Here is a 22,516-nt window from a genome sequence, read left to right on the forward strand (position 1 = left end):
CCCGGTCGGTGAAACAGGTGTCTTCATGAGCCGATGCCTATCCATCGCGGGATTCGTGCATGGGCTTCCCCTGAAACCGATCTTAGGAAGTGTGCTCGCAGGTGTCCTATTCTTAAATGGCAAAAGGCCATAACACGACGTTAATCGCCGCGCCGCCATTGGCGCTGCGGCTGCGCTTAGGGTTTTCCTGCCGGCGTCGTCGCCACGCGATGGAGTGCCGGATGGTCCAACTGTTCCAGCGTCTGTCCAAAGGCCTGCGCCAGGCCCGACAGCGGCTCGGAACGCAGGTAGCCCAGGCGCACCTGCAGGTCGATGGGGGCCACGATGGGCCGGATATGCAACGTCGACCACGCACCGCTCAGCACGGCCAATTCGTCGATCAGCGCAATGCCCACACCCAGTTGCACCATGGCACATGCCACATGGATCTGTTCGACTTCGGCGACCCGTGTGGGCAAGATCTTTTTCGCATCGAACATGCGTTGAATGGCCTGTTCCAGGGGCGTGTCGGGGTGGTAGCCGATCAACCGCTCCCCTTTGAGATCGCTGACGGCAATACGGTTCTTGCGCAGCAACCGGTGGCCTGGGGGCAGCACCGCAACGACCCGATTCCGAAAGACGTTATGCACTTGGATATGCGGGTGCTGCAATGGGGTCATCGCGACGGCGAGGTCGGCGCGTTGCGTGGTGATCAGATCGACCAGCTCGTCGACCTGGCGACCGGCCAGGGTGATTCGCACATCCGGATGGGTGCGCATGAACGCCGCAATGGTGAGCGGCATCAATCCATGCGCCAGGCTTGGACTGCACACCACCCGCAAGACGCCGCCAGCCTGCTGCGACAAGCTGTGCGCGAGATCGTTGAAACGCTGCAAGCCCTGGTAAATGTGCTCCGATTCGCCGAATAACTGCCGGGCTTCTTTGGTCGCATAAAGTCGGCCCTTGATGCGCTCGAAGAGCACCAGCTCAAGGCGTTGCTCGGTATAGGCGATCAATCGGCTGACGGCAGGTTGCGATACATGCAGCAGTTGCGCCGCACCGCTGATGGACCCACTCACCATCACGGCACGAAACACTTCCAACTGGCGCAAATTCATCTGCATCGCGAACCTACCCGTGTGAGACTCGCCCCTTGCCACCCGCCAGGGGATACAACGAACATGCGATCTTCAAACCCGCGGCAACACCCTCGCCGGCAAGCCACACACCTCCCCGAATCGCCGCCAATCGAAGGCCGGGCCCGGATCGGTTTTTCGCACTGGCGCAATATGCTCGTGGCCGCGCACGGCCGAGAGCGGATAACGCGACCATAATGCCGGCACCAATCGCGCGAGTGCAGCGTATTGCGCATCCGTGTAAGGCAGCACATCGGTGCCTTCCATCTCGATGCCCAGCGAAAAATCATTGCACTTGTCGCGGCCACGAAAGGTCGAGATGCCCGCATGCCAGGCGCGTTTGTCGGCAGACACGAACTGCACGATTTGCCCGTCGCGCCGCACGAAGAAATGCGCCGACACACGCAACGGCCGCAGGCGCTCCAGCCACGGGTGAAACGAATAATCGAGGGTATTGGTGAACAAGCCCGCCACATGCGGCCCGCCGAACTGGCCGGGCGGCAAGCTGATGTTGTGCATCACCAGTAGCGAGATCGACGTGCCCGAGGGGCGGCGATCGTGGTTTGGCGAGGGGCAATGCCGGATCGCGTCTGTTGAGGAGCGGGACGACGACACCAGCCAGCCGTGGCGATCGAGGTGCAACGCGCCAGGCGCAGCCACAGCCCGTTCGATCACGATTTGACCTGCACGCCGCCCAATCGGGCGTGTTCTTCACCGCACCAGGTTTTGCCCTGCAACAGCAGCGCTTCCGATCGCGGCAAGTGAATACCGCAGTACTCACAGCGCACCATCGATTCGGAGACGGCGCGGCCACCTGCAGGTTGCCCCGCTTTTCCGGACGCCTGCGGCCCGCTGCGCGGCCACTGCTGCGCCCGCCCAGCATCGTCGCTCACGCCGGGCTTGCGACGGGAAAACCATCCGCCGGCGTTGGTTGAACGTGAGGTCGAACCCGAGGTTGACCCTGAAGCTGGCCCCGACGCCGGACCGCGGCCATTGCGGCTGTCGCGATCGCGCTTCTCGGTATTGGCCTTGTTGTGCGCGATGATCCGCATCACGAACAGGACGGCGATGATGACGATGACCCAAACGAATACCTTGCCCACGTCAACTCCGATGCAAAATGACTTCGAGCACGAACCGGCTGCCGGTATACGCCAAAATCAACAGGGCGAACCCGGTGAGGGTCCAGCGCAGGGCGACGCGGCCGCGCCAGCCCCAAATATGGCGGCCGAGCAGCAAGATGCCGAAGGTGAGCCACGATAACAAGGTGAAAACGGTTTTATGGTCGAACGGCAACACCTTGCCGGTAAGCATCATCGAGGTGTATGACCCGCTGAAGACGGCCAGGGTGAGCACCACGAATCCCACCCAGATCAGGCGGAACAGCAGGCGTTCCTGCTCGAGAAGCGGCGGCTGGGCATCGAGCACCCGGCCCACGATGGTGCGCTGTGACATGTCTTCCTGCGGGCGATGCAGCCGCCGGTCGAGCAGCGCCATCAGGCTGGCCTGCAATGCGGCGATGGTGATGAGGCCGTACGCCGACAAGGCAATGATGAGGTGGGCCCGCAGCCAGACGTTATCGCCGTGGACCACCACGACGCCCTGCGGGAAGAGGGCGGCCAGAAGCGTGACGGCCGTGGCGGCGGGCAGCAGCAGGAGCTGCAGGCCGTCGATTCGGACGACCAGGCTTTCGAGCCAATACACCACCAGGCCCAGCCAGACGGCGGCGGACAACGCCGACGCCCAGCCGATGAATAGCGTACCCTGTGCCAACGCGGTCTCGTACAGGCCGGCGCCATGCAGCACCAACGCGATGAGCAGGCCCGCGCGGCCGATTCTGCCGCTCTGGGCGATGGTGTCGCCCCGGGTGAGACGCAACCAAAGTCCGGCGGCCAGCAGGGCGTAAGCCACAGCAGCCGCCGCGTGAAATACAATGCCTAGTGACATAAAAACCGTCGTCAGGTAGCGACCCCCGGGCGATCGTCGCCCGCCGGCGCATTTTCAGCGCCCGTCGGTCACCGTTCAATCGACTAGTTTAAGCGGAAACGCCTCTCATGCTCGACAACTTAACGCAACGTCTGTCCCGGGTCGTCAAGACGATCCGCGGCGAAGCCCGCCTGACTGAGGCCAACACCCAGGAAATGCTCCGCGAGGTCCGTATGGCCTTGCTGGAGGCCGACGTCGCCCTGCCCGTGGTGCGCGATTTCGTCGCCCGCGTGAAAGAAAAGGCGCTCGGCGAGGAGGTCGTCGGCAGCCTCAAGCCCGGCCAGGCTCTCGTGGGCGTGGTCAACAAAGAACTGACTGCCCTGATGGGCGGCGATCTGGGCCCGCACACCAGCGAGCTGTCGCTGTCCACCACGCCACCCGCCGTGATCCTGATGGCCGGCCTGCAGGGGGCGGGTAAAACCACCACCACCGGCAAGCTCGCCCGCTGGCTGAAGGAAGGGCAGCACGTCCACCAAGGCCGCAAAACGGGCAAGAAGAACGTGCTGGTGGTGAGCGCTGACGTGTATCGTCCGGCCGCCATCGAGCAGTTGAAGACCGTGGCCGCGCAAGTGGGCGTGGACTTCCTGCAAACCGAAAGCAGCGAGAAGCCCGAAGACATCGCCCGCCGGGCGCTGGATCACGCCAAGCGTCATCACTATGACGTGCTGATTCTGGATACGGCCGGTCGTTTGGGTATCGACGAGGCCATGATGCGCGAAATCCGCGCCTTGCATGACATCGTCAAGCCGATCGAAACCCTGTTCGTGGTCGACGCGATGCAGGGTCAGGATGCGGTCAATACGGCCAAGGCGTTCTCGGATGCCTTGCCGCTGACCGGCGTGGTACTCACCAAGCTCGACGGCGATGCCCGGGGCGGCGCGGCGTTGTCGGTGCGTCACATCACCGGCAAGCCGCTGAAGTTCGTCGGCGTATCCGAAAAGCTGGACGGCCTGGAGCCGTTCCACCCCGACCGGATGGCGCAACGCGTGCTGGGCATGGGCGACATCGTGTCGCTGGTGGAGCAGGCACAGCAAAACATCGACATCGCCGAGGCGCAAAAGCTCGCGACCAAGATCAAATCGGGCAATAAGTTCGATTTGAACGACTTCCGCGAGCAGTTGGGTCAGGTCAAGAAGATGGGCGACATGGGCTCGCTGCTCGAAAAGCTGCCCGCGCAGTTCCAGCAAGCGGCCGGTCAGTTGCAAAGCGGCCAGGCTGAAAAGCAGATGCGCCGCACGGAAGGCATTCTGAATTCAATGACGCCTGCCGAGCGCGCCAAGCCTGAGTTGATCAAGGCGCAACGCAAACGCCGTATCGCGATGGGCTCGGGCGTACCGGTTCAGGAAGTGAACCGCCTGCTCAACCAGTTCGAGCAGATGCAAGGCATGATGAAGCAGATGCAGAAGGGCGGCATGGCCAAGATGATGCGCGCCATGGGCGGCATGAAGGGCTTGGCCAAGCTCGGCGGAAAGATGCGTTAAGGCACATCAGGCACCGCACCCATGCAAATCGGGCCACTTCTTTCGAGGTGGCCCGATTTGATTTGCAAGGCCGCTGTCGGCTTGTTTCGCGCTGAGTTCGGCTTCCGTACCAAACTGGTGTGTGCAAAAGTCGGACGGCGCTACGGATCGGCAAGCGTTGACGGGCCGTTCAGCCGCCGCCGACGGCCACCACGATCTCCAGCTTGTCGCCTGCGGCCAGCGCGGTATCGCCGTGCTGGCTCTTCGGCACGATGTCGCCATTGCGTTCCACGGCCACACGCTTGCCGGTGTAGCCCAGTTCTTCAAGCAACTGTGCCACGGTGGTGGGGCCGGAGAGGGGGCGGCTTTCGCCGTTCAAGGTAATGTCCATCATGCTTCCTGATCTGCGACGAAGCGATTGGTAGCTTCAACCAGACGCTTCAAAATACCTGGCTCATTGAATGCGTGGCCGGCATCCGGCACGAGCTGGAAGTCGGCCTCGGGCCACGCGCGATGCAGGTCCCACGCACTTTTCACCGGCGTGCAGGCATCGTAGCGCCCCTGCACGATCACGCCGGGAATGCCCTTCAGGCGATCGACGTTGCGGAACAACTGGCCTTCATCCATGAAGCCACGATTGATGAAGTAGTGGTTTTCGATGCGGGCGAAGGCCAATGCACGGCGATCGGATGAGTTGGCTTGCTGATGCCGGGAACCGGGCAGCAGGGTGATCGTGCGATCTTCCCAATTGCTCCAGGCGTGCGCGGCGCGGAGCTGCTCAGCTTCATCCTTGCCGGTGAGGCGGCGATGGTAGGCGCCGATCAGGTCGGCCCGTTCGTTTTCCGGAATGGGCGCCAGGAAATCTTCCCAATAATCCGGAAAAAGCCACGACGCACCTTCCTGATAGAACCACAGCACTTCGGCGCGGCGCAGCGTGAAGATGCCCCGCACGATCAGCGCGCTCACATGCTCGGGATGCGTTTGCGCATAGGCCAGCGCCAATGTCGACCCCCAGGATCCCCCGAACACCAGTAGTTGATCCGCGCCCACGATTTCCTGACGCAGGCGCTCGATATCGGCCACTAGATGCCACGTTGTGTTGTTCTGCAGGTTCGCATGGGGCTGTGAGCGCCCGCAACCGCGCTGATCGAACAACAAGACGTTGTATTTGGCGGGATCGAAGAGTTGGCGGTGTACGGGCGAGCACCCACTTCCTGGGCCACCGTGCAGAAACACGGCCGGCTTGCCCTCCGGATTGCCGCACAACTCCCAGTAGATCTGGTGCCCGTCGCCGGTATCGAGCATGCCGTGGCGATACGGTTCGATCGAAGGAAACAGCATTTAGGCCTTACGTTTGAAAATGAGATCCCACACGCCATGACCCAGGCGAATGCCGCGGTTCTCGAACTTCGTGAGCGGGCGGTAATCGGGGCGGGGCGCAAAGCCGTCGGCAGTATTTTCAAGCAGCGGTTCGCCGCCCAGCACTTCGAGCATCTGGTGGGCGTACTCTTCCCAATCGGTGGCGCAGTGAAAATAACCGCCGGGTGCGATGCGGCTGGTGAGCGCAGCCACGAAGGTGGGTTGCAGCAAGCGGCGCTTGTGATGCCGCTTCTTGGGCCACGGATCGGGGAAATACACATGCACACCCGCCAGGCAGTCGGGGGCGATCATGTCGCGCACCACTTCCACTGCATCGTGCTGAATGATGCGGATGTTCGTCAGGCCGTTATCTTCAGCGCGGCGCATGAGCGAGCCCACGCCGGCGTTGAAGACTTCAACGCCCAGGAAATTGTCGTCGGGGCGGGCCGTGGCGATCTTCTCGGTGGTTTCGCCCATGCCGAAACCGATCTCCAGGATCGTGGGCGCCGTGCGGCCAAAGGTCTGATCCAGGTCGAGCCGCTCGGCGGCATACGGAATCGTCCATTTGCCGGTCAGCGTTTCGAGCGCATCGCGCTGGCCCTGGGTGATGTGCCCGCGCCGATGGACGAAGCTGCGGATATGGGTCGGCGCGTTCGCCGGAGGGGTGTTCGTAGTCATAGCGGGGGATTGTAATTTGAGGCGCGGGGATTTGCGCAGGCAGGGAGGACAAATCCGTGACACCCGGCGGGAAGCGCGTCGTTGGGCGACAACCCGCCGTTCAGCGACTCAAAACGTCACATGGGTGGCGCCCGGGTATATTGCAGGACAACCAGCGCTATAATTCTCGTCGCGCGAGCGTTTGCGCGCACCCAGAGCGGGTGTAGTTTAATGGTAGAACGGCAGCTTCCCAAGCTTCATACGAGGGTTCGATTCCCTTCACCCGCTCCACATCACGTTTCCAGCGGCTTGCCGGCATGTGAAAAAAACCATTTATTGGCCGATTTGCCACGTTATGGTTTCCTAAGAACCGGGCCATGTTATGGTTTCCGCCCTTCAACTATTTGACATTAATGACTGTCCTGCATTGCTGGATTTTCATGTGTCAAATCGATTAGCGCGGAATCGCATGCCAGAGGGTTTTGCTTATTTTAGGGAGCTCGGTGTCCTCTAGATAGGCAGTGCTACGCCAAAAGTGGTTGCTTCGCGGAATTCAGCCCATCTCACTGTCATTCTTCCGATTCCCGACTCGAGGCGTGACGATGACTGAAATTAACGTTGCAATGTTACTTCTGTTGGAGCACCGTGTCGGACAAACATTACGGCAGCGGCTTCAACGAAGAAAAAATGGTTCAACCTGACGATCATAAGGGCGGAAAAGTCGATGTCTCGTTCGCCGTGTACAAGACGTTGCATTGAAGTGATGTCCTCGAAGCTAGGTCGAATGGCGAAACTTGGATGAGAATGCCATTCGCCGAGGTAATTGAAGCGTTTGAAGTCATATCCAGTCTTATGAAAGAAGCGTTCTAGAGCTTCTGCGTGATGCTCCGGGCTGCGTACGAAATGCGCCGCAGTTCCCGTCTGACTGTCGACCGAGAAATCCGCGATCTGAAAGTGGTTCGGTGCAATCTGCTCACCCATGAGAATCCCACCGATCTCTCGCCGACCGGCACGTCGCAGACATGTGCGGAGTCGCGCCCGCTGATTATTTGGAAGGCTTATCGTGACCATCAAAGGCAGTGGGGAGGAGTTCTCTGAGCAGAGCAAGACCGTCTGCGGCAGAGGATGAATCCTGTTGAGCTTTCCACGGTTCAGACCCGACTAGATTGATCGGCCATGTCTCGAAGGGTTGAGAGAAAATCCAGCCAGTGCGGAGTCCGATTGCATAGGCTGGTACAGGAAAGGCGCTGGCCTCGGGCCGAATAAGTACGTCCGTTGCCAAGCGCGCCAGATGTCCCGCGATTATGGTCACTTCTGAGTCGTCTGCCACTAGCGGACTGTCGCCTTCAACGGAGCCAACATAGGGTGTTGAAACGCTGGCAAGGGGGGCAGCGATGCCATGCCCATTGCACCAAGCGTTGATTTGATTGCGCGCTGCCTGGGGCTCTGGTTCGTGACCAGATCGAATACGTGCTACCAGACCGCCGATGCCGCCAGCCAATACTTCGCCCCAGATAAGTGGCTTAGAGCTATCATTCGCGACGGCGGCGCAAAAGTTGAAACAATGCGCATCAGCGGTTGCGTCGATGATTACGTCGCAATTCCGCAATGCCGACATCAAAGATTCGGTTGTCTCCGCACTCTCTTGACCGCCCAATGCGACTCGACGTACCGAAATGTCGATCGTTCCAGCAATTTCAATTAGACGGTTTCGCACCGCGTCGACCTTGTGAACACCTGTCGCGACGGCGCTGAGCTCATTTCGCACCAAGTTGGTCGCAAATATTACGTCGTCATCGATGAGTGTGAACCTGCGCACGCCAGCGCGCACGAGCATCGCGGCAATCTTGGATCCAAGCGAGCCGCAACCGACGATGCCGACGTTCTTTTCAAGAAGCACAGCATATTCATTTGGTAGTCGGCTGTCAGCCAAAACTTTCAGATTGCGTGCACGAAGGAAGTTGCGCGACTTACTGCCATCAAAAGCATAAATATGTGCAATCTGAGTGTCCGAAACTAGTACCAAGTCCATTTCGCCGGTGGTACCAAGCGCTTTTTCACGGAGCTCTGCGAAACCGAGATCTCCAAGCAGATCTGCGATATCCTCCTGCACTGCCTCCGGCACTGCAATGTCTTTGGGTAGCCTAATTGCGTGCCCCTGCTTAGCCGTTTCACGAACGCCGGCAGGCCAAGCACGCACATTGGAGGCACCATCCATTTCTGTAATCGTAACGGTGAGCGTTTCAGCGTGGAACTTTTCTGCAAAACTTACTTCTATCGCCTGTCCATGCTCCATCATTTTTAAGCGGTCTTCGACAGGCTGAGTTATCAGAAATCGGAGGACTGAGTTGCGCACGCTTTGCCCGATAGATACGGTGTGGGCAGACGGCAATTCGGGACCATCCGAATGGTGTTCACCAGCAATTAGACGATGGGCACTTTCAATCATCGCCGCCCCGGTGATTGTGGTCTCCCAGTTGTCAGCACGGTATTCAAGGCAAAGATTGCCCCCGACGCCATACTGATGACCTGAGATGCGACGGCCATCTCGTGGCACGATGATAGGTGGGCAATTAGGGTGAAATACCGCGTAGGTCATCGCAAATGGAATGTCCTCACCGCAGTGCTCGATTACGAACTCGACAGCCAACGCAGCTCCGTCTGATACATGCCAACGGACGTCTTTAAGCCAGCCTACTTGCTCTGCGAGATCAGCCACACTCTGCCGCTCAGATCGCGCTAGTGCTGGATTATCGAGCCACCAAATCACTGTGCGCCTCCAAATCCTTGGGGCTTAGTTGGAACGCGGCTGCGGTCCGGAAAGGAGAGGCCGGCACTTACTGGCGCTATCGATCCAATCTTCAGGAGGGAAGATTGATGCGGTCTCCGTGCTGCCCGATGAGCAAGCGACAGGCCGACGCCTCGCCCCACCGTCTCAGCAATGATCGCCCTGTCTCTCGAATGAGCTGCCCGTGCAAATTCTTCCCTTGCCTTCAGCAACCATTCAACAAACGCGGCAGCTCGCTCAGGATGTTCCGCCCACTTATCGGCAAAATTTTCGAGAGGGTCAGTCGGATTTGGTATCCAGTGACGATTGTTATGCCATAGGATGTATTTCTCCATGTTTCCGAGGATGGCATCCAATGCTCCACCTATGGTTTCCTCCCCGTTGTAGGAGTGCGCCGCCAGTGTGGTGATGATGACGGAAATTGGTCTTTCGTCTTGACGGCCCGCAAAGCTGTAATCCCGGTGTCGTTTGAGGATCATGACTGCAGCTTGCAGTGGCGTTCGCACCTTATAGTCTGGAATATCCTCAACGCTCGCTTTGACACTCTCTGCAAGGATGCGCTTGCGACGTTCGAGGTCCCCCGACATTCGGCTCTTGAACCATTCACAATAACCCTTCGGATTGGAGCGCGGCCAGTCTTCGGTAAGGGAGCTATATGTTGCCCCCTTATTATCCGTAATTGCAATCGCCGTGTCGGTCCAGCGAGTCTCGAGGTCGCGGGATTCCAAAAGGGCCCGAGCACCTTGCCCATTTGGAATCGCAGGCACAATATCCATATGAAACTGGGCACCATCCGCATAGTCAAGCACCCAGCAGCGCCTTCCTTCGCGGAGAGGCTTGTTCATGCTCTGGGATTTGCGATAGGCCTCAATTTCTAAGCCAAGCAGAGTCTTAAGTTGTCTCTGGGTTAACGAAAACTTGTCTAAGTTCTGAAGCTCGCAAACCGAGTCAACGTCGTATTCCTCCGTATCGGTTGAGGGTCGGATTGTCGTTCCAAGGCGAAAGGAACCTTGAACGTAGACGTTAGGATCAAACGGCCGAACGCTCGATTTTTCGCGGTGAAGCCATTCACCCAGTGATTGGTAACTTCGCTCCGCTTGTTCATACCTGCCGATAGGAACACTGAGCTCTTCAGCAAGATCCTCAAGAAAGATCTCACTCTCGCGGGTATGTCTAAGATTGTTCACCATCGACCTTCCAGATCAAGTAACGGCTTGGCGTTTAATAACAGATTTGGCAATGTTGAGCTTTTATGCAAAACCGTGAACACTATACCCAAATCAAGCAAAGCAATGATCATGGCAAAAACACAAATCCCAAATAAAGTTCAGGTTGCGCTGTGGTCGCAGGCGGCCGGCCGCTGCGAATATCGCGGCTGCAACGAGGAATTGATAGGTGACTTAGTTGCAGGGCGTGAGGATGGCAAATTTGGATTCATTGCTCATATCGTCGCTGACAGCGAGTCGGGGCCTCGCGGCGATTCCATTCGGTCTCCATTGCTTGCCAAAGACTTAAACAATCTTATGCTGCTTTGTGCAAAGCATCATAAATGCATAGACGTGGACTATCTTGCGGATCATCCTGAGAGTGTTCTTCTTGAAATGAAGTCTGAGCACGAGGATAGAATCGCCATTGTCACGGCCATGACGCAAGAGCGCGCTGCTCATGTGCTCCGATTCGCCGCCGACATTGGACAGCGAGACGCACTTGTTTCGACCCGCTCAATATTCATGGCAATGCCGCCGGACAGACATCCGGCGGAAGGGCGCACGATAGATATTGAACTTGCCGGATGTGAGTACTGTGATCATGAAGAGAGTTACTGGGTCTATCAAGAGGAAAGTCTGCAGCGAGCTTTTGCACGAAAGGTAAAAGAACGGATCGAGCAAAAAGAGATCAAACAGCTTAGCGTCTTTGCTTTAGCTCCGCAGCCGCTTCTGATTGCGCTCGGTCATCTGCTGGGAGATATAGTCCCGGTCACGGTTCACCAAAAATACCGAGAGCCGCCGACTTGGCGTTGGCAAGCCGCGCAGCCCTCGATAATATTTCAATTAGAGGAGTATTTAGGACCGCCTAACCGCCCAATTGCACTGAAACTCGCACTTAGCGGCACGGTGACAAACGAACGAATCCGATCCGTGCTTGGCGACGATGTTGCGCTTTGGTCATTGACTGCGGAGAATCCGCACAACGACATCATGCGGAGACCCGAGGATCTTGTCGAATTCAAACGTCACTTGAGGCTTTTGTTTGACCGAATCAAGGCTTTCCACGGTGAATCTGCAACAATCAATATTTTCCCGGCGTTACCCAATTCCGCGGCGGTCGAGGTGGGCAGGGTGGTGATGCCGAAAGCTGACTTGCCGCTCAGAATCTACGATCAAAATCGATCTGTCGGAGGCTTTATTCCAACTTTGATAATTAATCGGTAACGGCGACTATCTCCTGATCATCTGCAGCGACTCGCATAACGTCGAAGTTCAAAACTAACGCCATTGCATCTGCAATGCTTTGCAGAAACTTGGACAGCATATGCTAATTCAAAGATGCTCAATTGGTTAGATGGTTTTTGATGCATAAGTGAGCGGCCCGTTCTGCGATGATATGTGGAACTCGAGTCGTGCAGAGAGGGGTGCATGCTCGACCGGGATGAGTTGGCTTTTATGGCAGGGCTCTACGATTCAAAAAACGGAGGGTGTAAGGCGCATTGCAAAGATCGGCTGCAATTGTTCGAATGAGAAGCCTGCGGAAATACCCGAAAGCAGTTGCTGCAGGCGTGGAAAACGATCTTATCTTGGGAAAAGTATGGCGCGCATCCGACGGCTGGAAATTCGCAATTTTCGTTCGATCAAGAAACTTGACTGGGCGCCCTCGGCGGGCATCAACTGCCTCATTGGTCCAGGAGATAATGGCAAGTCGACCATCCTGGACGCCATAGATCTATGCTTGGGCGCGCGGCGCAGCGTCGGCTTTGCCGACACGGATTTTTATGGGCTTGTTGTCACCGAGCCCATAGAAATCACTATTACCTTAGGTGGTCTGTCCGACGAATTGTTGAGCCTGGAGGTCTACGGGGAATTTCTTCGGGGTCATAACGCAGCAACTGGGCAAATCGAGCCCGAACCCAGGGCCGATATCGAGACCGCGTTGACGGTACGCTTGGAGGTCGGCGCGGACCTTGAGCCGTCTTGGCAACTTTACTCGGAGAGAGCGAAAGAGCAAGGACTCGAGCGCGGCCTCGCGTGGAAACACCGGGCCGCACTGGCACCAGCGCGCATCGGTAACTACGCCAGCACTCATCTGTCCTGGAGCCGAAATTCTGTACTAAACAAGCTGACGGATGAACGCCCCGAGCTGGGTGCCGAGCTAGCTAGCGCAGCGCGGGACGCCAGGACAGCGTTTGGCAACCAGGCCGGTGCTCAGTTGGCAGAGACCCTTCAGGTCGTGACCAGAATCGCCGCGGGTTTGGGTGTGCCCGTTGGAGAAGCCCAAGCCATGCTAGATGCGCATGCGGTGTCCGTTAGCGATGGTGCGATCGGACTGCACAGCGAGTCCGGCATCCCGCTTCGCTTGCTTGGGACGGGATCTGCGCGCCTGCTCATGGCCGGGCTGCAGCGAGAAGCCGCGCAAGCGGCCACTATTGCGCTTCTTGACGAGGTCGAATTTGGTTTGGAGCCTCACCGGCTCAAGCGCCTGCTGGACTCCATGGGAGCCAAGGCCACGAACCATCCCCTTCAGGTGTTCATGACGACGCACTCGCCCGTTGCGCTGCGCGAGCTTTCCGGTGGCCAACTGTTCATCGTCAGATGTGAAGGTGAGCGCCATGTGGTACGCCCAGCAGGCGTGGCCGATGAGATACAAGGTATCCTGCGCACAGACCCGGAAGCTTTCTTAGCGAAATCTATTTTGGTCTGCGAAGGAGCCAGTGAAGTTGGACTCGCGCGGGGGTTGGACCAGTATGGCGTGGAGGACCACAATCAGACGTCGTTCTTTGCCCTCGGTGGTGCGTACGTCAATGCGGGCGGCAGCACACCTGACCTATGCCTAGAAAAGGCGGTCGTCATGCGTCGGCTGGGCTACAACGTGACTGCGTTTATTGATGCGGATAAGGCGCCGACGCCGGCGCTGCTTGAGACACTTGCCGTCCAGGGCGTTACCCTCCTAACTTGGCGGGCAGGGCGCGCGTTGGAAGATGAACTATTTATCTGCATGACAGACGCAGCGATTGATTCCCTGCTCAGCTATGCCGTCGAACGAATTGGCCGTGAAGATGTGGCTGCACACATTCGATCAAAGTCCGAGGGCCATCGAACCCTCGAAGCGATTGAGGCTGAGAGGGCGGCGCAGGGCGTTTACCCAATGGCGACACGCGAGCTCTTGGGCCGTGCAGCGCGGGTCAGCAGAAACGGTTGGTTCAAGTCAGTATCTGCTTACCAACACGTCGGCCGCAGCATCGTTGGACCCAACCTGCAGAACGCTGAAGCAGGATTCGTCGAAGTAATTAATCGGCTGTGGGCACTTAATCATGCCGCCTGAATTGGACCTTTTCGCAGTCGCCCGAGGGTCAATCACCGCCCCGGCCGGTTGCGGTAAGACGCAGCTCATCGCCGATACGCTAAAGGCGCATACGGGCAGCAAGCCCATCCTAGTTTTGACTCACACCAACGCTGGCGTCGCGGCATTGCGAGCTCGCATGGCTAGAGCAGCTATTCACAGCTCGGCATATAGAATTTCGACGATCGATGGATTTGCGATGCGGCTTGTTGGAAAATTTCCTCTGCGAAGTGGTCTCCTTCCCCAGACGCTGGAACTGGCCAATCCAGGTCACGACTATTTAGCGATACAAAATGCCGCAGCTAATTTACTAGCAGCCGGGCACATCAACGCATCGCTGCGAGCCACTTACGACAGGCTTCTGGTCGATGAATACCAAGACTGCAATTCTTCCCAGCACAGCCTTGTGGCGTGGGCTGCGCAGACTCTGCCAACATGTGTACTCGGCGATCCGATGCAGGCAATCTTCGGATTCGGTGGCAATCGCCTAGTCAACTGGCAGACCGATGTCGAGCCGCAGTTTCCATCAGTGGGCATGCTGCAGACACCTTGGCGATGGCGGCTGGCAGGCACCGAGGAACTCGGGCAATGGCTGCTGAACGCGAGAGCGCTGCTTCAGGCCGGCCGTGCTGTGGAACTGCGGGGAGCGCCAGCTGAAGTGCAATGGGTGCAGTTGCATGCGGCAACGGCCGAAGAACAGCGTAGGACTGCGGCGAGGACGCGCGGGCGCGACCCAAATCATGGCGTACTCATTATAGGCGACGCGATGAATGTCCGCGGGCGTTACCGGTTGACCAGCCAGACGCCCGGAGCGACGGTTGTCGAACGCGTTGACTTTGTTGAATTCATCCAATTTGCACGAACATTCGACCCTGCGGGCGCCGATGCGCTAGGACAAGTGGTTAATTTCGCCGCGAGCCTGATGACGGGCGTCGGTGCAGCCGCGCTCTTGCAACGTGTGCAAGTTTTACAGCACGGCAGGCCTCGCAATCCGCCGACGCCGATTGAAGCCGCAGCTCTGGCATTCGCGCGAAGTCCAAGTGTTGCTGAAGCGTCTCGTCTGCTGCAGACTTTCGCCAGGCAGCCCGGGGCGCATGTATACCGTCCCGAAGTTTTGCGCTGTTGTCATGCTGCGATGCAAGTCGCTGCTCGCGGAACTTGCACGTTGCACGCAGCAGGACTCCAGGCGCGTGAACATCAACGTCACATGAGCAGGCCAGTTGCACGACGGGCAGTTGGCAGCACGCTCTTGCTTAAAGGACTCGAAGCCGATGTGGCGGTCGTGCTCGAGCCGCAGGCCATGACGGCCCAACATCTCTATGTTGCACTGACACGCGGTGCGCGTCAGCTTGTCGTGTGTTCGCCGAATAGCGCACTGATGCCGCTCGCAGGCGGCTGAAGCTTGAGCTGTTCGTTCGCGATTGACGAACGGACAGCCGAGAGATTAACTAGCCAAATTTGTCTTCTACATCGGCGTTAGGATTTCGGCAGCATGTAGGAGAGTGCAGGGGCGGCGCAACTGCGGCTCAGGCTGCGTGCGCCGTCTACGAAGGCGGTGAGAAGACCTTTTTCACCTTTACGACCGTATCGCCCCACAATCTTACATACCTGCCAGTATGTAAGATTATGGTGAGTCCTCCGTTTGCTTTCAGCGAACTTCGTTAGACGACAGATCCGGCACCCACATTAAGAACGCAATGCGCAGAGTTATCCAAACATTATCTGTGACTACGCGTCGCTAATCACAGGAATCGCGATCGAGCCAATATTTAGCTTGCCATTGATCGGCAGTGCGGACACCAACGGTAGCGAGGACACACGCCACAAAGTTTTGCAACGATCAACTTCGGTGGAAGTCGCAATCCATCCGGGCGCTGGGAGCTCATCGACTTGAATTCTGCGGCATGTTGGTGGATAAAGATGCTGCGCCTGCAGACGCAGCATGCGGGTCTGATCTTCAATTTTGTCTGATGGGAGAAACGCTGCGCTTAGATTTGTCGCTGCCAAGTTTTTCAACGCTTTGGAATAGCTATTTGTGAGGAACGGGTGCAAATTAAGTCCGGCTTGCCCAAACCACGACGCAATCAGTTCGCGCATTTGCGTCCCGGCTACAAAGGACGCACATCGTAGGCTCGGCAGCAAGTCTAGGCTATAGGGTCGGGCACCTCCCGCAAGCCGGGATCGACACTTCCGGGAATCGTCGCGCTAAGCAGTAGCGAAACGCCAGCACCCCCGGGTTGAGGACTCGCCACAATACTGACGTCCAATGTCGCAGCCTGCAACTGCAGCATCCTTTCTGCGGACCCCATCGCTTCTAGTTTTAACTCCACACTGGAACTGCGCCGCCCCAAAGTGCGTCAGACTATGCAGCGAGTATCAACCATGTGGTCGAAATTCGCCAATCTCGCTCTGACGCTGCGTCGTCAGCCGTCTCAGAACATCTTTTAGATAAGCGGACGGATCGTGCCATCTGAGTCGTGCCGATCGCACCAGACTAATCACGGCAGCCGCCCGTAATCCAGCCCGCAACAATCCTGCGAACAGCCAATTAGAACGTCCCGCAGCCCGAGAGCGAATCTGGTTCTCGACCCAAATGCTGTCGGTCGGTACATTGCCGTCCTCGAGGTAGTGTATGAGGGCTACGCAGCGATTCAAGCTGTACTCCAGCGCATGTGCGAGCATCGAGCCTTCCGGCGCCTTTTGTTGATGCGCCATCATCCAATCGTGCAGCTCGTCCAACAGACTTTCCTGCGTGCCGTCCAACTGCTCACTGCGTCGCGCGACCGGGGTAGCACTTAAGCATCGCCATGTCTTGCGTGAGCCGGCAGATTTTCGTTTGACAGTAAATCGACTCGCGATCTTTATGTTCAACTGCACCACGCAAACTAGTGACTCCGTACTTCGGAATTGGCATCGAAAGTTGCGGATGCCGGCAGCCAGAGGACGGCGCAGGGACCAATGCAGGTGCTCTTGCCGCTGCCTACGACAGCCCTGTCGAAGGTGTAAAGGGTCGTGCCGCTGGTGTCGACCAGTATGGCGCAGGCCATCTTGACAGCGGACTCGGCGTGGGCCATCGAGGCAAAGACAGCAGTCAGCGACAGGGTAAGAAGGATCCGCATGGGCATGGACGATTCTTGCACACTGCCTTGCGCCTTCATTCTATTGGCTTCCAAAAGAGTCATTTGGCGGCCTGGCAACGGGCGACGAACCTCTGAAGGCCGGCCGAAAACTGCTTCTGCCGATGGTGCACGAGGTAAAAGCGCCGGGTCAATCGCGGCAGGCTGCTGTTGACGAGCACCAGCCTTTGCAGCGTCAACATATCCTGCACGGCGCACAGGGATAGACAGGCCAGTCCCAGGCCCTCGGCTGCAGCCTGCTTGATCGCCTCAGTGCTACCTAACTGCATTGGTTGCTCCCACTGATGCAGGTGGGGCGAAAGCGCATGCTCCACCGCTTCCCTCGTGCCTGAGCCCGGCTCGCGCACCAGCCAGCGCTGCCGGTGCAATGCCTTCAATCCGATGCGGGTGGCCGGATCGCCGGCCATCAAAGGGTGCGACGGTGAGCAGACCAGTACCAGCTCGTCCTCGATCCAAGGACGCACCTGCAGTGCGGATTCATGGCAAGGGCCTTCGATCAGGCCCAGATCCACGTCCAGCCGGGCTACTGCAGCAGCAATATCGCTGGTGTTGCCGATGGTTGCGTCGATGATGGTGTTGGGCACTTCGCGCAGATGGCTAGCCACCAATGCCGGCAGCAGATAGTTGCCGATGGTGGTGCTTGCGCCAACGCGCAAGCGGGTGAGCATGCCCCCGGCCGAAGGTTTTCCGTCACCCAGTCCGAACTGGCTTTCGATGTCTACCGCACCGTTTAGCAGTGCTCGAGCCTGGGGCAGCAGGCGGCGCCCGGTATCGTTGAGCACCAGTCGTTTGCCGATACGGTCAAAAAGCTGAGCGCCTAGCAGTGCCTCAAGTTCATTGAGCGCGGCACTGGATGCGGATTGCGATAAGGCGACTTGTAGCCCGGCAGCAACGGTGCTGCCTGTGTCGGCGACCGCCGCAAAGATTTGCAGCTGGCGAAGTGTGAGGCGCAAGAAGTTCTCCTTTACCGTATTTTCAGCTAGATCATACATAAATTACCCGTTTGCTTGATTGATCGACTGCGTTCACACTCTGGTTGAGGTTCACGGTTTCCCCAAATTCAGCTCGTAAGGAGAGCCCCAATGTCCACACCTTCGACCGTCTCGAAGATCCCGAGCCACAAACCTTCAATTGGCACGCAGCGGGTAGTCCAATTCCTGCCGGGTCTGGCATTGGCCGGCGCTTTGGCTTACGCAGCGATTGAGTTGGGCAAGCTGGACGGGCTGCAACATAACGGCATCAGCGCGCTTACGATTGCCATCGTGCTCGGCATGTTGGTGGGCAACACAGTGTATGGGCGCCTGGCACACTCCAGCGCGGTCGGCGTGGCGTTCTCCAAGCAGACCTTGCTGCGTCTGGGCATCATTCTGTACGGCCTGCGCCTGACCTTTCAGGATATCGGCCATGTCGGTTTGGCCGGCGTGCTGATCGATGCTTTAGTACTGAGCAGCACCTTCGCAATGTCCTGGTTCCTGGGAACCCGCGTGTTCGGTCTGGATCGCAAGGTCGCCATGTTGATCGGCGCAGGCAGCTCAATCTGTGGCGCAGCCGCAGTGATGGCCGCCGAGCCTGTGTTGCGTGGCCGAGCCGAACAGGTGACGGTAGCCGTCTCCACCGTGGTCGTCTTTGGCACGCTGGCCATCTTTCTGTACCCCCTGCTGTACCACCTAAACGAGCAGTACCACCTGCTGGCCATGTCCCCGGCCGCCTACGGCATCTTTGCCGGCTCGACAATTCATGAGGTTGCGCAGGTCGTCGCTGCCGGCAATGCCATCAGCATCGACGCGGGCAACACCGCAGTGATCGCCAAGATGGTGCGCGTCATGATGCTGGCGCCATTCCTGATCATCTTGTCGGCTTATCTCTCGCGCTCCAAAAATGACGATGCAGCGCACGCCACGCCCGACGCGGATGGCGGGAGTCACAAGCCTGGCGGGATTGTGATTCCCTGGTTTGCACTGGGCTTCGTGGCCGTGGCCGGCCTCAATTCCCTGGCGCTGTTGCCGAAGCCGGTAGTTAGCACCGTAATCGACATCGACACCGTCCTGCTGGCGATGGCCATGGCTGCCCTGGGCTTGACGACGCACGTCTCAGCCATCCGAAACGCAGGCATCAAACCGTTGGCGCTCGCTGCGCTGCTGTTCGCCTGGCTGATCGGTGGCGGCCTAGCCATCAACGCGGGTATCGCCTCGCTGTTTTCCTGACCTGAGCCCACTTTTTCAGTTGCCCATGGAATATTCGATCTGTGCCATCCGTCCATTCAGGTAGAGAATCGATAAACCCGACAAGGACCCCCATGAAAATCCTGGCTCTCGCCACCTCCCTCACCTTGGCCCTGTTATCAACCGCGTGCTCGACCGCGGGCACGCCGTCGGACACAGCGAATCGGACGCCGGCCGCTACCGCACGCTGGACCTTCGACGGCAACATCAAGAACAACTCGCTGGCGATCAGCCCAGATGAGCGATTGGCCGTTGTGTCCTACAGTGAGCGACCCGATGTGGTGATCTACGATCTGACGAGCGGAAAAGTGCGCGTAGTGCTGAACGATTTCGTAACGCCCCGCAACATAGTCTTCGCGCCCGGAGGGCAACGGTTCTACGTGTCTGACAGTAGCCTGGGCACGGTGTCCATCATCGAGACGGCAACGTTCAAGACCGTGGGTAGTTTGCCAACGGGCGCCGGCACATTCGGCACCACGCTGAGTCAGGACGGAGGCACGCTCTACATCAACAACCAAGCAGCCAGCACCGTTACGGCGTACGACCCGGCAGCGCAGCAGCCCCGTGCGGTGGTGACCGGTTTCGCGCAGCCACGCCAAGGCGTGCGCCTGAGCCCCGATGGCAAGACGCTCTATGTCACCAACTTCCTAGGTGACAAGATCAGCATTGTCGATACGGCAACCCACAAGATCACCGGCGAGATCAAGGGCTTCGACAAGCTGCGCGCCATCTCGGTCACGGCGGACGGCAAGACCATCTTTGCTGCAAACAGTGGCAGCAACTCGGTGGCGATCGTCGATGTTGTCCAACGCGCGATCACGGCTAAGGTGCCGGTCGGCAAGGATCCCTACGGTGCGGCGCTTACACCGGATGGACAGTTCGTTTACGTTGGCAATTTGGCCGACAACACCGTTTCGGTGATCTCGGTGGCCAGCCGCCAGGTCGTGGTCACCATCTCTGGCTTCAAGGAGCCACGCCAGGCAATCGTGTTCACACGCGACGGCAAATGGGCGTACGTGCTGAACGAAGATCTAAGCGTGGCTAAGGTCGACCGTTCCAGCCAACGCGTGGTCGGCACTATAGCGGCGCCGGCGCGGCCCATCTGAATTGGACCATCTCAGGAGATCCAGCATGCACATCGTTCGACGTATCCAATCCGTTTTCATCTTTGGGCTGACCACGGCAGCGCTCGCCTTTGCAACCATCGGCGTCCAAGCGCAGGAGGTGCTCCATGTCTACGGGCCAGGGGGGCCGGCTCCAGCCATGAAAGAGGCGGCGCAGGCCTTTGGTGCTGCAAACAAGATCACGGTCGAGGTCACGGCTGGCCCGACGCCACAGTGGGTCGACAAAGCGAAGACCGATGCCGATGTGGTATTCAGCGGCGCCGAGAACATGATGAGCGACTTTGCCAAGGCTTTGCCTGGCGCGTTCGATTTGAAGAACGCAGAGCCGCTGTATCTGCGGCCGGTGGCCATCCTGGTGCGGCCCGGCAACCCAAAGCAGATCAGCGGCTTCCGCGATGTGATCAAGCCTGGCATCAAAGTCATGGCGGTGGCAGGCGCTGGACAAACCGGCCTGTGGGAAGACGTGGCTGGCCGCACTGGTGACATTGCCCTGGTGCGCGCCTTCCGCAAGAACCTCGTGCTGCCTGAAGCGCCCAACAGCGCCGAAGCGCGGAAGCGCTGGACCGAGCAGCCCGACATCGATGTCTGGCTCATTTGGAATATCTGGCAAGTGGCGAATCCGGAGCTGGCTCAACTGGTCGAGATGGACGAGCCCTTCCGCATCTACCGAGACACCGGCGTAGTATTGACGCTCAAGGGCGCAGAACGGTCGCAAGCCAAGGCTTTCGTGTCCTTCCTGCAGTCGCCGCAAGGACAGTCGATTTTTGAGAAGTGGGGCTGGAAGAAGCCTTGACGCGCCGCTGCAGCAACCGCGCAGCAATTTGACCGGGAACGAAACCAGGCAACAACTAGGAGACAACACAATGCCCGATATTCAAAAGTTCGCTTCAGCCGACTTGCGGAGACGAAGCTTCTTGCGAGGCGGGGCCCTGCTGGCCGTGGCGGCGTCGCCACTCGCAGCGCTGGCAGCAGTAGACACCGGAGAAGGCGTGAGCTTCGCCGATGGCCCGCGTCCCCTGGTCGAATATCCCGGTAAACGCCCGCTGATCCGCGTGCATACACGTCCACCGCACCTTGAGACGCCGTTCGCCGTGTTCAATGATGGGCCTATTACCGCGAACGACGCTTTCTTTGTGCGCTACCATTTGGCCAACATCCCCTTGGCAGTGGATCTCACCACCTTCCGCTTGAGTGTCAAAGGCAAGGTAGCTACGCCCTTGATGCTGTCGTTAGCCGAACTTAAAGCGATCGCCGAGCCGGTCGAGGTGGTGGCTGTGAACCAGTGTTCGGGCAACAGCCGGGGCTTCGCGTCTCCGCGTGTGTTCGGCGCTCAACTGGCCAATGGTGCGATGGGCAACGCGCACTGGACTGGCGTGCCGCTACGCACGGTGCTCGAGAAAGCCGGCGTCAGCGCGAGTGCCGTGCAGGTCACGTTCGATGGCTTGGATAGCCCTGTACTGCCGGCCACGCCAGACTTCCGCAAAGCTTTGTCTATCGAGCATGCCATGAATGGCGAGCCCATGCTGGCCTGGGCCATGAACGGCGAGCCACTGCCGATGCTTAACGGCTATCCGCTCAAGCTGATCGTGCCGGGCTATTTTGGGACTTACTGGGTCAAACATCTGTCGGAGATCGAAGTGCTGGAACACGCATTTGAGGGCCACGATGCGGCCTTCATGACCACGGCCTACCGGGTACCCGACAACGACTGCCAGTGTGTGGCACCGGGCACCGTAGCAGCCAAGACGCGGCCCATTTCAACGCTGCCCGTACGCAGCTTCATCACAAGCGTGCTGGATGGCGGTGTACTGCCGGCCGGCAGCACCGTCGAGCTGAAGGGCATTGCCTTCGATGCTGGCGCGGGTATCAAGACGGTCGAAGTGTCCGTTGATGGTGGTCGGCAATGGCGCAATGCCACACTGGGAAAGGATCTGGGCCGCTTCTCCTTCCGCGAGTGGCGCATGCCGATCAGTTTCGCGCAAAGGGGAAAAGCGGTCCTGATGGTGCGCGCCGTCAATCAGAAAGGCGAAGGCCAGCCGGCAACTGCGGACTGGAACCCGGCCGGCTACCGCCGTCATGTCATCGAATCTACCACCGTCAATATCGCGTGAGGA

At 58.6% G+C, this 22,516-nt stretch carries 20 protein-coding genes, 1 tRNA gene and 2 pseudogenes; 9 read left to right on the plus strand and 14 right to left on the minus strand.

The window, feature by feature from the left end:
• Nucleotides 1-176 precede the first annotated feature (176 nt).
• The 4 genes from EYW45_RS05895 to EYW45_RS05910 form a co-directional block, all read right to left on the minus strand.
• Nucleotides 177-1,103 (minus strand): LysR substrate-binding domain-containing protein, encoded by a 927-nt coding sequence (locus tag EYW45_RS05895; protein WP_161134411.1) that lies wholly within the window; start codon nt 1,101-1,103, stop codon nt 177-179.
• Nucleotides 1,104-1,169: 66 nt separating this feature from the next.
• The gene (ampD, locus tag EYW45_RS05900; protein WP_407924899.1) at nt 1,170-1,790 is read right to left on the minus strand and encodes a 1,6-anhydro-N-acetylmuramyl-L-alanine amidase AmpD; all 621 of its coding nucleotides are present in this window, start codon (nt 1,788-1,790) and stop codon (nt 1,170-1,172) included.
• Nucleotides 1,787-2,008: a PP0621 family protein gene (locus tag EYW45_RS24710; RefSeq protein WP_161134628.1), complete on the minus strand. Its 222-nt coding sequence runs from the start codon at nt 2,006-2,008 to the stop codon at nt 1,787-1,789. Before EYW45_RS24710 ends, ampD begins: the two co-directional genes overlap by 4 nt.
• 211 nt (nt 2,009-2,219) lie before the next feature.
• Nucleotides 2,220-3,062 (minus strand): cytochrome C assembly family protein, encoded by an 843-nt coding sequence (locus EYW45_RS05910; protein ID WP_161134412.1) that lies wholly within the window; start codon nt 3,060-3,062, stop codon nt 2,220-2,222.
• Nucleotides 3,063-3,169: 107 nt separating this feature from the next.
• Here EYW45_RS05910 and ffh point away from each other — a divergent pair, with 107 nt between their 5' ends.
• Complete coding sequence (ffh, locus tag EYW45_RS05915) at nt 3,170-4,582, plus strand: signal recognition particle protein (RefSeq protein ID WP_161134413.1); 1,413 nt, start codon at nt 3,170-3,172, stop codon at nt 4,580-4,582.
• 169 nt (nt 4,583-4,751) lie between these two features.
• Here the strand turns inward: ffh and thiS are convergent, their stop codons facing one another.
• Genes thiS through trmB form a run of 3 tightly spaced genes read right to left on the minus strand, consistent with a single transcriptional unit; the run spans nt 4,752 to nt 6,598 of the window.
• Nucleotides 4,752-4,952, minus strand: coding sequence for a sulfur carrier protein ThiS (thiS, locus tag EYW45_RS05920; protein ID WP_161134629.1), 201 nt, complete (start codon nt 4,950-4,952; stop codon nt 4,752-4,754).
• Nucleotides 4,952-5,902 carry a prolyl aminopeptidase gene (pip, locus tag EYW45_RS05925; RefSeq protein WP_161134414.1) on the minus strand — a complete coding sequence of 317 codons (951 nt, stop codon included), beginning with the start codon at nt 5,900-5,902 and terminating at the stop codon, nt 4,952-4,954. Before pip ends, thiS begins: the two co-directional genes overlap by 1 nt.
• Nucleotides 5,903-6,598, minus strand: a complete 696-nt coding sequence (gene trmB, locus EYW45_RS05930) for a tRNA (guanosine(46)-N7)-methyltransferase TrmB (protein ID WP_161134415.1) — start codon at nt 6,596-6,598, stop codon at nt 5,903-5,905. It abuts the gene before it with no gap.
• 196 nt (nt 6,599-6,794) lie between these two features.
• On the opposite strand from trmB, the gene EYW45_RS05935 reads away from it, so the two are divergent.
• Nucleotides 6,795-6,868, plus strand: a tRNA-Gly gene (locus EYW45_RS05935).
• A 321-nt stretch (nt 6,869-7,189) separates the two neighbouring features.
• On the opposite strand, the gene EYW45_RS05940 is transcribed toward EYW45_RS05935, so the two are convergent.
• The 3 genes from EYW45_RS05940 to EYW45_RS05950 are packed head-to-tail and all read right to left on the minus strand — an operon-like array spanning nt 7,190 to nt 10,555.
• A complete protein-coding gene (locus tag EYW45_RS05940; protein WP_161134416.1) occupies nt 7,190-7,648 on the minus strand; it encodes a Mov34/MPN/PAD-1 family protein in 459 nt (152 codons plus the stop codon).
• Nucleotides 7,623-9,296 carry a ThiF family adenylyltransferase gene (locus tag EYW45_RS24830; RefSeq protein WP_161134417.1) on the minus strand — a complete coding sequence of 558 codons (1,674 nt, stop codon included), beginning with the start codon at nt 9,294-9,296 and terminating at the stop codon, nt 7,623-7,625. Before EYW45_RS24830 ends, EYW45_RS05940 begins: the two co-directional genes overlap by 26 nt.
• A 47-nt stretch (nt 9,297-9,343) precedes the next feature.
• Complete coding sequence (locus EYW45_RS05950; RefSeq protein WP_161134418.1) at nt 9,344-10,555, minus strand: nucleotidyltransferase domain-containing protein; 1,212 nt, start codon at nt 10,553-10,555, stop codon at nt 9,344-9,346.
• Nucleotides 10,556-10,663: 108 nt separating this feature from the next.
• Here EYW45_RS05950 and EYW45_RS05955 point away from each other — a divergent pair, with 108 nt between their 5' ends.
• The 3 genes from EYW45_RS05955 (at nt 10,664) to EYW45_RS05965 (ending at nt 15,318) form a co-directional block, all read left to right on the plus strand.
• On the plus strand, nt 10,664-11,797 hold the full coding sequence (locus tag EYW45_RS05955) for an SAVED domain-containing protein (RefSeq protein ID WP_161134419.1): 1,134 nt from the start codon (nt 10,664-10,666) through the stop codon (nt 11,795-11,797).
• 373 nt (nt 11,798-12,170) lie between these two features.
• Nucleotides 12,171-13,901 carry an ATP-dependent nuclease gene (locus EYW45_RS05960; protein ID WP_161134420.1) on the plus strand — a complete coding sequence of 577 codons (1,731 nt, stop codon included), beginning with the start codon at nt 12,171-12,173 and terminating at the stop codon, nt 13,899-13,901.
• Entirely contained in the window at nt 13,891-15,318 is a 1,428-nt protein-coding gene (locus tag EYW45_RS05965) for a UvrD-helicase domain-containing protein (RefSeq protein ID WP_161134421.1), read from the plus strand. The genes EYW45_RS05960 and EYW45_RS05965 overlap by 11 nt, the downstream gene beginning before the upstream one ends.
• A gap of 329 nt (nt 15,319-15,647) precedes the next feature.
• Here EYW45_RS05965 and EYW45_RS05970 read toward each other — a convergent pair.
• From EYW45_RS05970 to EYW45_RS05980, 4 genes and pseudogenes are all read right to left on the minus strand, one after another.
• A pseudogene (locus tag EYW45_RS05970) lies at nt 15,648-16,085 on the minus strand (hypothetical protein); the annotation flags it as partial.
• A 210-nt stretch (nt 16,086-16,295) separates the two neighbouring features.
• Nucleotides 16,296-16,760, minus strand: a pseudogene (locus EYW45_RS05975) (IS66 family transposase); the annotation flags it as partial.
• 44 nt (nt 16,761-16,804) lie between these two features.
• Nucleotides 16,805-17,101: a COG4315 family predicted lipoprotein gene (locus tag EYW45_RS24835; protein ID WP_202444589.1), complete on the minus strand. Its 297-nt coding sequence runs from the start codon at nt 17,099-17,101 to the stop codon at nt 16,805-16,807.
• Nucleotides 17,098-18,009, minus strand: coding sequence for a LysR family transcriptional regulator (locus EYW45_RS05980; RefSeq protein ID WP_161134424.1), 912 nt, complete (start codon nt 18,007-18,009; stop codon nt 17,098-17,100). The genes EYW45_RS24835 and EYW45_RS05980 overlap by 4 nt, the downstream gene beginning before the upstream one ends.
• 129 nt (nt 18,010-18,138) lie before the next feature.
• Between EYW45_RS05980 and EYW45_RS05985 the strand changes: the two genes are divergently transcribed.
• The 4 genes from EYW45_RS05985 (at nt 18,139) to sorA (ending at nt 22,513) form a co-directional block, all read left to right on the plus strand.
• Complete coding sequence (locus EYW45_RS05985) at nt 18,139-19,260, plus strand: YeiH family protein (protein WP_161134425.1); 1,122 nt, start codon at nt 18,139-18,141, stop codon at nt 19,258-19,260.
• Nucleotides 19,261-19,352: 92 nt separating this feature from the next.
• Nucleotides 19,353-20,384 (plus strand): beta-propeller fold lactonase family protein, encoded by a 1,032-nt coding sequence (locus EYW45_RS05990; RefSeq protein WP_161134426.1) that lies wholly within the window; start codon nt 19,353-19,355, stop codon nt 20,382-20,384.
• A gap of 25 nt (nt 20,385-20,409) precedes the next feature.
• On the plus strand, nt 20,410-21,195 hold the full coding sequence (locus tag EYW45_RS05995) for a substrate-binding domain-containing protein (protein WP_161134427.1): 786 nt from the start codon (nt 20,410-20,412) through the stop codon (nt 21,193-21,195).
• Between the two features lie 70 nt (nt 21,196-21,265).
• The gene (gene sorA / locus EYW45_RS06000) at nt 21,266-22,513 is read left to right on the plus strand and encodes a SorA family sulfite dehydrogenase catalytic subunit (RefSeq protein WP_161134428.1); all 1,248 of its coding nucleotides are present in this window, start codon (nt 21,266-21,268) and stop codon (nt 22,511-22,513) included.
• Nucleotides 22,514-22,516: the final 3 nt, after the last annotated feature.

The sequence above is a fragment of the Schauerella aestuarii genome, assembly GCF_009866805.1.
Lineage (GTDB): Bacteria > Pseudomonadota > Gammaproteobacteria > Burkholderiales > Burkholderiaceae_B > Schauerella > Schauerella aestuarii.